13 protein-coding genes and 1 pseudogene are annotated in these 12,438 nt (G+C 70.2%); 13 read left to right on the forward strand and 1 reads right to left on the reverse strand.

Translation table 11 applies throughout. The features are described from left to right. Positions 1 to 64 precede the first annotated feature (64 nt). The 7 genes and pseudogenes from ACIQOU_RS02180 to ACIQOU_RS02210 form a co-directional block, all read left to right on the forward strand. Positions 65 to 352, forward strand: coding sequence for an ArsR family transcriptional regulator (locus ACIQOU_RS02180; protein ID WP_401533103.1), 288 nt, complete (start codon positions 65 to 67; stop codon positions 350 to 352). A gap of 50 nt (positions 353 to 402) precedes the next feature. Continuing rightward, entirely contained in the window at positions 403 to 1,365 is a 963-nt protein-coding gene (locus ACIQOU_RS02185) for an SMP-30/gluconolactonase/LRE family protein (RefSeq protein WP_401533104.1), read from the forward strand. A gap of 167 nt (positions 1,366 to 1,532) precedes the next feature. Then, entirely contained in the window at positions 1,533 to 1,994 is a 462-nt protein-coding gene (gene crcB / locus ACIQOU_RS02190) for a fluoride efflux transporter CrcB (RefSeq protein ID WP_401533105.1), read from the forward strand. Further along, positions 1,991 to 2,368 carry a DUF190 domain-containing protein gene (locus tag ACIQOU_RS02195; protein WP_401533106.1) on the forward strand — a complete coding sequence of 126 codons (378 nt, stop codon included), beginning with the start codon at positions 1,991 to 1,993 and terminating at the stop codon, positions 2,366 to 2,368. Before crcB (ACIQOU_RS02190) ends, ACIQOU_RS02195 begins: the two co-directional genes overlap by 4 nt. Beyond that, positions 2,365 to 2,739, forward strand: coding sequence for a fluoride efflux transporter CrcB (crcB, locus tag ACIQOU_RS02200; protein ID WP_401533107.1), 375 nt, complete (start codon positions 2,365 to 2,367; stop codon positions 2,737 to 2,739). Before ACIQOU_RS02195 ends, crcB (ACIQOU_RS02200) begins: the two co-directional genes overlap by 4 nt. Before the next feature lie 82 nt (positions 2,740 to 2,821). Beyond that, the gene (locus ACIQOU_RS02205) at positions 2,822 to 3,658 is read left to right on the forward strand and encodes an undecaprenyl-diphosphate phosphatase (RefSeq protein ID WP_401533108.1); all 837 of its coding nucleotides are present in this window, start codon (positions 2,822 to 2,824) and stop codon (positions 3,656 to 3,658) included. A gap of 149 nt (positions 3,659 to 3,807) precedes the next feature. Then, a pseudogene (locus ACIQOU_RS02210) lies at positions 3,808 to 4,376 on the forward strand (site-specific integrase); the annotation flags it as partial. Positions 4,377 to 4,472: 96 nt separating this feature from the next. Here ACIQOU_RS02210 and ACIQOU_RS02215 read toward each other — a convergent pair. Then, positions 4,473 to 4,841: a MerR family transcriptional regulator gene (locus ACIQOU_RS02215; protein WP_401533109.1), complete on the reverse strand. Its 369-nt coding sequence runs from the start codon at positions 4,839 to 4,841 to the stop codon at positions 4,473 to 4,475. 55 nt (positions 4,842 to 4,896) lie between these two features. On the opposite strand from ACIQOU_RS02215, the gene ACIQOU_RS02220 reads away from it, so the two are divergent. The 6 genes from ACIQOU_RS02220 to ACIQOU_RS02245 all read left to right on the forward strand — a co-directional run bounded on the left by ACIQOU_RS02220 (position 4,897) and on the right by ACIQOU_RS02245 (position 12,361). Continuing rightward, positions 4,897 to 6,048: a serine hydrolase domain-containing protein gene (locus ACIQOU_RS02220; RefSeq protein ID WP_401533111.1), complete on the forward strand. Its 1,152-nt coding sequence runs from the start codon at positions 4,897 to 4,899 to the stop codon at positions 6,046 to 6,048. Between the two features lie 240 nt (positions 6,049 to 6,288). Next, positions 6,289 to 6,966 (forward strand): FadR/GntR family transcriptional regulator, encoded by a 678-nt coding sequence (locus ACIQOU_RS02225; protein WP_401533615.1) that lies wholly within the window; start codon positions 6,289 to 6,291, stop codon positions 6,964 to 6,966. Next, positions 6,963 to 8,405: an amino acid permease gene (locus tag ACIQOU_RS02230; protein WP_401533112.1), complete on the forward strand. Its 1,443-nt coding sequence runs from the start codon at positions 6,963 to 6,965 to the stop codon at positions 8,403 to 8,405. Before ACIQOU_RS02225 ends, ACIQOU_RS02230 begins: the two co-directional genes overlap by 4 nt. 28 nt (positions 8,406 to 8,433) lie before the next feature. Then, on the forward strand, positions 8,434 to 9,453 hold the full coding sequence (locus tag ACIQOU_RS02235) for an asparaginase (protein ID WP_401533114.1): 1,020 nt from the start codon (positions 8,434 to 8,436) through the stop codon (positions 9,451 to 9,453). Between the two features lie 529 nt (positions 9,454 to 9,982). After that, positions 9,983 to 11,392: an aspartate ammonia-lyase gene (gene aspA, locus ACIQOU_RS02240; protein ID WP_401533117.1), complete on the forward strand. Its 1,410-nt coding sequence runs from the start codon at positions 9,983 to 9,985 to the stop codon at positions 11,390 to 11,392. Between the two features lie 36 nt (positions 11,393 to 11,428). Beyond that, on the forward strand, positions 11,429 to 12,361 hold the full coding sequence (locus tag ACIQOU_RS02245) for a glutaminase (protein ID WP_401533118.1): 933 nt from the start codon (positions 11,429 to 11,431) through the stop codon (positions 12,359 to 12,361). The last annotated feature ends 77 nt before the right edge of the window (positions 12,362 to 12,438 follow it).

Raw genomic sequence — 12,438 nt, forward strand, 5'->3', positions numbered from 1 at the left:
GTGCCGGACAGGCTGACACGGGGTACAGGAGACTGGAGGGACAAAGACACGGCAAGGGGGCGCGATGTTCAGGACTCCCGTCAGCGAGCGACGACGGCGTGTCCTGGAGTGGCTGCGGGAACCCGCCGCCCACTTCCCGCCCCAGCCGGACGGCGACCTCACCGAGGACGGGGTCGCGTCGGACGCCGTCGCCGCGAAACTCGGCGTGCCGGTCGCGGTCGCCGACACCCACCTCGCTCTCCTCGCCGACCTCGGGCTGCTGCGCACCCGCACGCTCGGCAGCCGCACCTATTACCGGCGGGACGACCTGCGCATCGCCGAGGTGGCCCGCATGTTCGAGAAGGGCTGGTAGCCGGACCCGTGGGACGACAGACGCTGGCACACCCCGAAGGGCACACCCTCATGACGGACCCCGCTGCCCTCATACCCCGCAAGTACGTCGACATCGGCGGACGCGGCCCGGAGGACGTCGTCGCCGACGACCACGGCCGGGTCCTCACCGGCGTCGAGGACGGCCGCATCCTGCGCGTGGAGGGCCTCAGCGTCGACGAGAACGCCCGCGTCGAGGTCGTCGCGGAGACCGGCGGACGGCCCCTCGGCCTCGAACTCCTCCCGGACGGCCGCCTGTTGGTGTGCGACGCCCAACTCGGCCTGCTGCGCGTCGACCTGACCAACGGCGTCGTCCGCATCCTCGCCGACTCGGTCGAGGGGGAGCGGCTGCGGTTCTGTAGCAACGCGGTCGCCCTCTCCGACGGCAGCGTCTGCTTCACCGTCTCCAGCCGCCGCTACTCGCTCGACCAGTGGATCGGCGACGTCGTCGAACACACCGGGACGGGCCGCCTGTTGCGCCTCGCGCCGGGCAGCGAGCGGCCCGAAGTCCTGCTGGAGGGGCTCCAGTTCGCCAACGGGCTCGCCGTCAGCGCCGATGAGGCGTTCCTCGTCGTCGCGGAGACCGGGGCCTGCCGGCTCACCCGCTACTGGCTCACCGGCCCCGACGCGGGCCGAGGCGAACCCTTCGTCGAGAACCTCCCCGGCATGCCCGACAACCTCTGGCGGGCCGGACCCGACACCCCGATCTGGGTCTCCCTGGCGGGCTCCCGCATCGCCCCCCTCGACCTGCTGCACCGCACCGCGCCCGCCGTCCGTGCCGCCGCCGGACGCCTCGCCGTGCGCGCCCCCTTCCGGCCCACCGGAACCGTCGGCGTCCTCGCCGTCGACGACACCGGCGCCGTCGTCCACCATCTCGCCCGCCGCCACTCCGGCTTCCGGATGGTCACCAGCGTCTGCGAGACCGGCGGCCACCTGGTCCTCGGCAGCGTGTGGGAGCGCGGGGTCGCGGTCTGCGAGGCGCCGATGCCGAGGTGACCGGGGCCGGGCCCCGGGTTTAGGCTGAGAGCCGCCCGCGATCACCCTCGCGGCGCGGCGGCGGGGCCCGCCGTACCCGAACCGCGGCACCGGTGCCGCGGGCGGTCCCTCCTTGCGACGCAGCGGCGCCCGGACGCCCGGGGCCCGGCGAGTAGGAGACGCACGTCATGACACCACCGCGGGCCGAGAGCCTCCGCAGCCCGTCCGACGCGGCCCGGCGGGCCGCGCGACGGGCCCAGATACCCGTCCTCGCGGTGGTCGCCCTCGGCGGGGCCATCGGCGCCTCGGCCCGCTACGCGGTCGCCCTGCGCTGGCCCGCCGCGACCGGCGGATTCCCGTGGGGAACCTTCTGGACCAACGTCGTCGGCTGCGCCGTCATCGGCGTGTTCATGGTCGTCATCACCGACGTCCGGGCCGCCCACCGGCTGGTGCGGCCCTTCTTCGGCACCGGTGTCCTCGGCGGGTTCACCACCTTCTCGACCTACGCCGTCGACATCCAGCGGCTGGTCGACTCCGGGCACCCCGGCACGGGGCTCGCCTACCTCGCCGCGACCCTCTGCGCGGCCCTCGCGGCGGTGTGGCTCGGGGTGACCCTGGCGCGCCGCGCCCTGAAATGGAGGCAGCCATGACGAGCCTGACCGGGCCCGCACTGCGCCTGACCGTCTACATCGGCGAGAACGACACCTGGCACCGCAAGCCCCTCTACACGGAGATCGTGCACCGCGCGCACGCGGCCGGACTCGCCGGGGCCAGCGTCTTCCGCGGCGTCGAGGGGTTCGGCGCCTCTTCCCTGATCCACACCTCACGGCTGCTGTCGCTGAGCGAGGATCTGCCGGTCGCGATCGTCGTCGTCGACACCGAGGAACGCGTCCGCGCCTTCCTGCCGCAGCTCGACGCACTCGTCGACGGGGGCCTGGTCACCCTCGACGCGTGCGAGGTCGTCCGGCACGTCGGCCACCGCGACACGGGAACACCGGACACGAAGGGTAAGAAGTCGTTGTGAACTGGCTGCTGGTCGTCGCGGGCGCCGTCGTCGGTGCCCCGCTGCGCTATCTGACCGACCGCACCGTGCAGTCGCGGCACGACTCCGTGTTCCCCTGGGGCACCTTCGCCGTCAACGTCAGCGGCTGTCTCGTCCTCGGTCTGCTGACCGGAGCGGTGCGTGCGGGAGCGGCGGGCTCCCACCTCCAACTGCTCATCGGCACCGGCCTGTGCGGTGCCCTGACGACATACTCGACCTTCTCCTACGAGACCCTGCGGCTCACCGAGACGGGCGCCGGGCTGTACGCCGCCGCCAATGTCGTCGGCAGCGTCACGGCGGGGCTCGGCGCGGCATTTGTGGGGGTGTCGCTGGCGCACGCGGCGTGGGGGTAAGCGGTCGTTCTCGTCCTGGCGTAGTAAGACTGTGCACCGCTGTTCCACCGTGTCGCCCGCCGCCTCGTCAGAACTGGATTCCATGAGCGTCATCAACGTCGGTCAGGCCGTCGTCCTCGGAGCCGTCGAGGGGGTGACCGAGTTCCTGCCCGTCTCCTCGACCGGCCATCTGAAGATCACCGAGGGGCTGATGGGCATCCCCGTCGACGACCACGCGGTGGTCGGGTTCTCGGCCGTCATCCAGGTCGGCGCGATCGCCGCCGTGCTCGTGTACTTCTTCAAGGACATCGTGCGGATCGTCTCGGCATGGGGGCGCGGTCTGGTGCACAAGGAGGAGCGGTACCACCACGACTACAAGTTCGCCTGGTGGGTGATCGCCGCGACCGTTCCGATCGTGATCGTGGGCCTCGCCGCCAAGCCGCTGATCGAGGGGCCGCTCGCCTCGCTGTGGGTGGTCGCGGGCTCGCTGATCGTCGGCAGCGGCGTCATGTGGGCGGCCGACCAGATGGGCCGGCACAAGCGCGGGGAGGACGACACCGGCTTCAAGGACGCCATGCTGGTCGGCTGCTCCCAGATCCTCGCCCTGCTCTTCCCCGGCTTCTCCCGCTCCGGCGCCACCATGTCCACGGCCCTCATCCTCGACCTGGACCGGGTCGCCGCCACCCGCCTCTCCTTCTTCCTCGGCATCCCCGCCCTCACCGGCGCCGGACTGTACGAACTGAAGGACGCGCTGGGGACGGGCGTGGGCGCGGCGCCGCTGGCCGTCGGCACGCTGGTCTCGTTCGTGGTGGCGTACGGCTCCATCGCCTGGCTGCTCAAGTACGTCGCCAAGCACTCGTTCAACGCCTTCGTCATCTACCGGATCATCGTCGGCGTACTGCTGCTCGGTCTCCTGTCCATGGGCGCGATCGGCACCTGACCGGGCGGCGGGCCGACGGGGCCCACACCGGCGGATCGACCGGCCGGGGACCGTTCCCCGGCCGAGGTGCCGGGGCGCCCCAGGACCGTTCTCCGGCCGTCGTCCAGTTCCGGTCCGGCAAGGCCCTGACCGTGTGCGCGGCCGGCGACGACCACGGCTACGACGGCCCGATGGTGCCGGCCCGGGTGAAGCGGATGACGTCGCCGGGCCCCGAGACCCCGACCCGGCCGAAGGTGATGGTCGACCGGCTGATCGCCCCGCCCGGGAGGTCCCGCTGCGGGAGAAGACGCTGTGGCGGATGCTTTACGAGACCCGCGCGCGGTCGGGGGAGATCCTCGGGGCGAACATCGAGGACCTCGATCCGCCGGGCCGGCGGGCGCCGGTGAAGGCGAAGGACGCCGCCGCCCCGGCCCCGGCAAGGTGCTCGCCCCGCGCGGGCTGTGCCCGGACACCGGGCTGGTCCGGCCGTCGTACGGCCAGGCCCGCATGCTGCTGGACGAACACACCGCTGGGCGCGGGCCGGGCACGGGTCGGGATCTGCACGAGTGGCGGCATTCCGGTCCGACCCGTCTCGGCGAGCAGGGTGCGGCGCTGCTGATGTTGACGGCGAAGTCGAGGCATCGGAAGGCCGGGGAACGTCCGCCGCTCTTTCAAGCCCTCTCCGGATGCCGTCGCCGAGGTGACCAGCCTGCTCGCGCCCGGCGACAGCAGACGGTGACCTGGGGCGGTCAGCGGGAGCCCGCGACCAGAACGTTGACAGATCCATTCGGCGTGATCACCGACAGACAAACGTGGGTCATCAGTTCGCGGCGGATCAGTTCGCGCGCCCTCGGAGTTCGGTGAGGTAGTCAGCGATCGCGTCACGGTTGCGGGCCAGGATGTCGATGCGTTCGGTCAGCCTGTCACGTTCGCGTTCGAGTGCCGCCACCGTCTCCGATGTGACGCCTTCAAAGACGATCGGATCGCGCGGAGATTCCAGACAGGGCAGGATTCCGCGGATTGCGTGCGTCGACAGGCCGGCGTTCAGCAGTTCGCGGATCTGCTGGACGCGGCCCAGGGTCGCTTCGCTGTAGTCGCGATAGTTGTTGGGTCCACGGGTCGAGGTGATCAAGCCCTTTGCCTCGTAGAACCGCACCTGTCGCGGAGAGGCACCTGCTTGGGCGGCCAGCTCGCCAATACGCATATCAGCACCCTACCGATTGACCTTGACACCAGCGTCAAGGTTTGACGATGTCGGCATGACCGAACTGAACGGAACCGTCGGCCCATCGTTCGAACCCGTCCGCGACGCCGTGGAGGGCCAGCTGCGCAGCGGCGCCGAGGTGGGCCTGTCGCTGGTCGTCGATGTCGATGGCCAACCGGTGGTGGACCTGTGGGGCGGCCACCGCGATGCGGCACGCACGCAGCCCTGGCGACGCGACACGATCACCAACGTGTGGTCGATCACAAAGACTGTGACCAGCCTTGCCGCCCTGCTGCTGGTCGACGCCGGCGAGCTGGACGTCTGTGCGCCAGTTGCCCGCTATTGGCCCGAGTTCGCCGCGAACGGCAAGCAGGATGTCGAGGTGCGGCATCTGCTGTCACACACCTCGGGCGTGTCCGGCCTGGACCACCCCGCGCGGCTTGAGGATCTGTACGACGTGCGCGCGGCGGCCGCCCGGATGGCTTCTCAAAAGCCGTGGTGGGAGCCCGGCACGGCTTCCGGCTATCACGTCCTCAACTACGGCCATCTGATGGGCGAGCTGGTCCACCGCCTGACCGGCCAGTCGCTGCGCGACTTCGTGCACCAGCACATCGTCCAGCCGAGCGGCGCCGACTTCCAGATCGGGCTGCGCGGCGGCGACGTCGAACGAGTCGCCGACGTCATCGCACCGACAGTCGACTTCGATCCCTCGACACTCGATCACGACACCGCCGCCTACCGGACCTTCACCGGTCCCTCATTCGACGCCGGCGCGGCCAACACCCCAGCCTGGCGCGCAGCCGACCTCGGCGCGGCCAACGGACACGGGAACGCTCTGGCGATCGCCGAGATCCTCGCCCCCCTCACCCGTGCAGGCGCTTCGGCGCACGGTCAGCTCCTCAAGCCCGACACCGTCGGACTCATCTTCAATGAGCAGTCCAACGGTGCGGACCTCGTCAACGGACTGCATCTGCGATGGGGCATCGGATACGCGCTGCCCGACCGGCGCACCCTGCCCTGGATACCTGACGGCCGCATCGCCTTCTGGGGCGGCTGGGGCGGCTCGATGGCGATCATGGACCTCGACCGGCGCATGACGATCAGCTACGTCATGAACAACATGGGGGTCGACATCCTCGGCTCACAGCGGGCCGCGGCCTACACCACCGCCATCTACCAGGCCCTCCGTGACAGCAACCGCTCCTGACCAGCCCACCGACGGCGTTGCGAGCACGCACCACGGAGAAAAAGGAAACACCGATGACCACGATCATCAAGGTCGCGTCGGTGCCGCTGCTGGACCGGGGCGGCCCGGTCGTCACGACGCCGCTGATCACCACGCCGTCGCGACATGTCTTGACAGTTCTGGCCGGTCACCCGCAGGATCACTCCCGTGAACCTGTCAGACAGCCAGACAGCCAGTCAGGGCCCTCGGCGCATCAGCGCCATGGAAGCGGTCCTCGGGTATCTGCGCGCCGCCATCGAAAACGGCACGTACGCGGTGGGGGACAAGCTCCCCTCCGAGGCCGAGCTGTGCCGGAGCCTCGAAGTCAGCAGGCCCGTGCTGCGCGAGGCCCTGCGCGCCCTCCAGACGATGGGCCTGACCGTCTCCAAGACGGGCAAGGGCACCTTCGTGGTCGCCCACACCGTCGAGGACCCCACCTTCGGCGACTACGCGGCCAGCGACCTCCTGGAGGTACGCCGGCACGTCGAGATCCCCGTCGCGGGCTACGCGGCCCTGCGCCGCAGTCCCGAGAACCTCGATCACCTCGCGCATCTGCTGGAGCGCATGGACCGGGAGACCGACACCACCTCGTGGGTCGCCCTCGACACGCTCTTCCACCTCGCCATCGCCGAGGCCGCCCAGAACCCGGTGTTCCGCCGGGTCATCGAGGAGATCCGGGACGCGCTGGCCCGCCAGTCCGCGTTCCTCAACGAACTCGGCGGCCGACGCGAGCAGTCCAACCGCGAGCACCAGGCGATCGTCGAGGCCCTGGTCGACGGTTGTGAGCCCGACGCGGTGGCCGCCATGGCCCACCATCTCGACCGGGTCGAGACGACCCTCACCGACATCGTGCGCCCCGTGCGCACGGACCTGAGCCCGGAAGGCGGAAGAGACGCGTGAGCGAGCAGCACATCCAGGAGGAGACGCGTCAACCCGCCGCCCATGTGGACGCGGGTGACGCGGGGTACAGCAAGTCCCTCACGTCGCGGCACGTCAACATGATCGCGATCGGCGGCGCCATCGGCACCGGACTCTTCCTCGGCGCCGGCGGCCGGCTCGCGGAGGCGGGCCCCTCCCTCTTCATCGCCTACGCGGTCTGCGGCATCTTCGCCTTCCTCGTGGTGCGGGCCCTCGGTGAACTGGTGCTCTACCGGCCCTCGTCGGGCGCGTTCGTGTCGTACGCCCGTGAGTTCCTCGGTGAGAAGGGCGCCTACACCGCGGGCTGGATGTACTTCCTGAACTGGGCCACCACCGGCATCGCCGACATCACGGCCGTCGCGACGTACACCCACTACTGGGGCATGTTCTCCGACATCCCTCAATGGTTGATCGCATTGATCGCCCTCGCGGTCGTGTTGACCGTCAACTTGATCTCGGTCAAGATCTTCGGCGAGCTGGAGTTCTGGTTCGCGATCATCAAGGTCAGCGCCCTGGTGATCTTCATGTGTATCGGCATCTTCCTGCTGGTCACCCAGCACCCCGTCGACGGCACCACCCCCGGCCCGTCGCTGATCACCGACCACGGCGGCATCTTCCCCAACGGTCTGCTGCCCATGCTGCTGATCATCCAGGGCGTCGTCTTCGCCTACGCCTCCGTGGAACTCGTCGGCGTCACCGCCGGTGAGACCGAGAACCCCGAGAAGATCATGCCGAAGGCGATCAACTCGATCATGTGGCGCGTGGGCCTCTTCTACGTCGGCTCGGTCGTCCTGCTGTCGATGCTGCTGCCCTGGAACAAGTACACGGCCGGTCAGAGCCCGTTCGTGACGGTGCTCTCCAACATCGGCATCCCGGCGGCGGGCGGCGTGATGAACCTCGTCGTGCTCACCGCGGCCATGTCGTCCCTCAACTCCGGCCTCTACTCCACCGGCCGCATCCTGCGCTCCATGGCGATGAGCGGCTCCGCCCCCAGGTTCACGGCGAAGATGAGCCGCAGCCAGGTGCCCTACGGCGGCATCCTGCTCACCAGCGGCATCTGCGTCCTCGGCGTCGGCCTCAACTTCGTGGTCCCCGCCGACGCGTTCGAGATCGTGCTCAACTTCGCCGCGATCGGCATCCTCTCCACCTGGGGCATGATCATGATCTGCCACCTGTTCTTCTGGCGGAAGACCCAGCGCGGCGAGCTGACCCGCCCCGGCTACCGCCTCCCGGGCTCCCCCTGGACCGAGATCGTGACGCTGGCCTTCCTCGCCTCCGTCCTGGTCCTCATGTACGCCGACGGAGGCGCCGGGCGCACCACCGTGCTCTGCCTGCCGCTGATCGTCGCCGCCCTGGTCGCCGGATGGTTCGGCATCCGCGGCCGTACCGCACGCACGTCCACCACCGGAACCGACGCGTGACCCACGCGCCGTTCCCCGAGAGGCAGTGATGTACAGCAGTTCCGTCGCGGACGCACCCCTGATCCGCGAGCCCCTCCACGCCCCCGTCGCCCACCTCATCCGCGACGGGGTCGTCGAGGGCATCCACTACGGTTCCGTCGTCGTCCTCGACGCCGACGGACAGGTCCGCCTCCAGATCGGCGACATCGAGGCCGCCTTCTATCCACGCTCGGCGCTCAAGCCGATCCAGGCGGTCGCCCTGGTCCGCGCCGGGCTCCCGCTCGACGGCGAGCTGCTCTCCCTCACCGCGGCCAGCCACTCCGGCGAGGAACGCCACCTCGCCGGCGCCCGGCAGATCCTCGAACTCGCCGGTCTCACCGAGGACCATCTGCGCAACGTCCCCGACCTGCCCTACGGCGAGTCCGTCCGGGAGAGCTGGCTGCGCGAGGGGCGTGAGCCCTCCCGGCTCGCGCAGAACTGTTCCGGCAAGCACGCCGCGATGCTCTACACCTGCAAGCTCAACGGCTGGTCCCTCGACGACTATCTCGACCCCGGCCACCCTCTCCAGCAGGCGATCGCCGAGATCGTCGAGGACCTCACCGGGCAGCACATCGCGCGTGTCACCGTCGACGGTTGCGGGGCCCCGCTCTTCTCGGTCTCCCTGCACGGGCTCGCGCGCGCCGCCGCCCGGGTCACCGCCGCCGTGCCCGGTACGCCCGAGGCGCGGGTCGCCGACGCGATGCGGGAGCACGCGGAGATGGCGTCCGGGGCGGGGCGGGACGTCGCCGCGTTGATGCGGGCGGTGCCTGGGCTGCTGGCCAAGGACGGGTTCGAGGGGGTCGAGGTCGCCTCGTTGCCGGACGGGCGGGCCGTCGCCGTGAAGATATCCGACGGGGCGAATCGGGCGCGGGTGCCGGTTGCTGCTGCGGCGTTGACGTGGGTGGGGGTTGATGCCGGTGCGCTCGGGGCGTTTGCGGGTGAGCCGCTGTTCGGTGGGGGTGTGCCGGTGGGGGCGGTTTTGCCCGTGCGGGCGTTGGATCGTGGGGCGGAAGCCGCGCGCGGGGCGTGAACGTGGGTGACGGCGCTGGTTCGTTCGCGGCGGGCGGCGCGGCGGGGGCGTTGGTGTCCACTCGCCGTGGGGCGTCTGGCGGCCTGGGGCTGACGGTCCGTCGTGGCTGGTCGCGCAGTTCCCCGCGCCCCTTTAGGGCGTGGTGGTGACCGTCGATCTAGCTGTGCCCCGTGCTCCGTCAGGGGGTGGTGGTGGCTGTCGATCCAGCTGCGTCCCGCCCTCCGTCAGGGCGTGACGGTGGGCGTCGATCGAGCTGCGTCCCGTGCTCCGTCAGGGCGTGACGGTGGGCGTCGATCGAGCTGCGTCCCGTGCTCCGTCAGGGCGTGGCGGTGGGCGTCGATCGAGCTGTGTCCCGTGCTCCTTTAGGGCGTGGCGGTGGGCGTCGATCGAGCTGTGTCCCGTGCTCCTTTAGGGCGTGGCGGTGGGCGTCGATCCAGCTGGGCCCTGGGTGCTGTGGTCGTAGGTGGACAGAAAATCCTGCCTTGGGCGGGGTGGTTGTAGTTGTTGTTGGGAAGAGGGGACGTTTGTCATGAGTGTGGTCAGTCGGCGTGAGCATGATCTGTTGGGGGACCGGGATGTTCCTGGGGACGCGTACTGGGGGGTGCACACCCTGCGCGCCACGGAGAACTTTCCGATCACCGGGACGTCGATCTCCGCCTACCCGCATCTGATCGATGCCCTGGCCGCCGTCAAGGAGGCCGCCGCCCTCGCCAACGAGGAGCTGGGGCTGCTGGAGCCGCGCAAGGCCGCCGCCATCGTCGCCGCCTGCCGGGAGATCCGGGACGGCAAGCTGCACGACCAGTTCGTCGTCGACGTCATCCAGGGCGGCGCCGGCACCTCCACCAACATGAACGCCAACGAGGTCGTCGCCAACCGGGCGTTGGAGCTGCTGGGGCACGAGAAAGGCCAGTACGGGTTCCTGCACCCCAATGAGGACGTCAACCTCGGTCAGTCCACCAACGACGTCTACCCGACCGCCGTCAAGATAGCGACGGTGTTCGCGGTGCAGGGGCTGCTCCGGGCGATGGCTGTCTTGCAGGACGCGTTCGCCCGCAAGGCCGTCGAGTTCCGCGAGGTGCTCAAGATGGGCCGTACACAGTTGCAGGACGCGGTGCCCATGACGTTGGGTCAAGAGTTCTCCGCCTATGCCGTCATGATTGACGAGGACCGCAGCCGTCTTGACGAGGCAGTCACGTTGATCCATGAGATCAACCTCGGGGCCACGGCCATCGGCACCGGACTCAACGCCCCCGCCGGATACGCCGAGGCCGCCCGCAGGCACCTCTCCGAGATCACCGGGCTGCCCCTGGTCACCGCCGCCAACCTGGTCGAAGCCACCCAGGACTGCGGGGCGTTCGTCCAGATGTCCGGCGTGCTCAAGCGGATCGCCGTCAAGCTCTCCAAGAGCTGCAACGACCTGCGGCTGCTCTCCTCCGGGCCGCGCGCCGGGCTCGGGGAGATCAACCTGCCGCCGGTGCAGGCCGGTTCGAGCATCATGCCCGGCAAGGTCAACCCGGTCATCCCCGAGGTCGTCAACCAGGTCGCCTTCGAGGTGATCGGCAACGACGTCACCATCACGATGGCCGCCGAGGCCGGACAGCTCCAGCTGAACGCGTTCGAGCCGATCATCCTGCACTCCCTCTCGGAGAGCCTCACCCATCTGCGCAGCGCCTGCCTGACCCTCGCCGAGCGCTGCGTCGACGGCATCACCGCCAACACCGAGGCCCTGCGCGCCAGCGTCGAGAACTCCATCGGCCTGGTCACCGCCCTCAACCCCTACATCGGGTACACGGCGGCCACCGACATCGCCAAGGAAGCCCTCGTCACCGGCCGGGGCGTCGCCGAACTCGTCCTGGAGAAGGGCCTGTTGCCCGCCGACCGGCTCCGCGAGCTGCTGCGCCCCGAGGTGGTGGCCGGCACCGGCGCGACCACCGTCTGACCTGCGCACACGCACGTGGACCGGCACGGAGGCACAATGGAGATCGTGACACCCCCGCTGACCTTCGAGCCGGTCCTCGCGCGGATAGCCGAGGAGATCGCACGGACCCCCGGCCAGGGTCGGCCCGCCGACTACATCCCGGCGCTCGCGGCCCGCGACCCCCGCAGCTTCGGCATGGCGGTCGCCGAACTGGACGGCACCGTGTACGGCGTCGGGGACTGGCAGGAACCGTTCTCCACCCAGTCCGTCACCAAGGTCTTCACCCTCGCCCTCGACCTGGCCCGCGAGGGCGACACCCTCTGGAGGCACGTCGGCCGCGAACCCTCGGGCGACCCGTTCAACTCGCTGATACAGCTGGAGTACGAGAACGGCATCCCGCGCAACCCGTTCATCAACGCGGGCGCCCTCGTCGTCACCGACCGCCTCCAGACCGGCACCGGAGACGCGGCCGGCGCGCTGCTCACCTTCCTGCGCACCGAGAGCGGCAACCCGGACCTCGGCTTCGATCCCGAAGTCGCCGCCTCCGAGGCCGCGCACGGCGACCGCAACGCCGCCCTGGGCCACTTCATGGCCTCCTACGGCAACATCGACAACCCGGTCCCGGTCCTCCTCGACCAGTACTTCCGGCAGTGCTCGGTCCGCGCCTCCTGCGCCGAGCTCGCCCTCGCCACCGGCTTCCTGGCCCGGCACGGCGTCCGCGCCGACGGCACCCGCCTCCTCACCCGCAGCCAGGCCAAGCAGGTCAACGCCGTGATGCTGACCTGCGGCACCTATGACGCGGCCGGTGAGTTCGCCTACCGGGTCGGACTGCCCGGCAAGAGCGGCGTCGGCGGCGGGATCATCGCCGTCGTCCCCGGCCGGTGCACGCTGTGTGTGTGGAGCCCCGGACTCGACGAACGCGGCAACTCGGTGGCGGGCGTGGCGGCCCTGGACCGCTTCACCACGCTGACCGGTCTCTCGGTGTTCTGACCGGCGCCGCGCGGGATCACACGCCGGTCACACGCAGGCCCCCGCCCGGAGGGTGCCGCGTCGCCTCCCGGCCACCC

Source organism: Streptomyces sp. NPDC091279 (assembly GCF_044757465.1).
GTDB lineage: Bacteria > Actinomycetota > Actinomycetes > Streptomycetales > Streptomycetaceae > Streptomyces.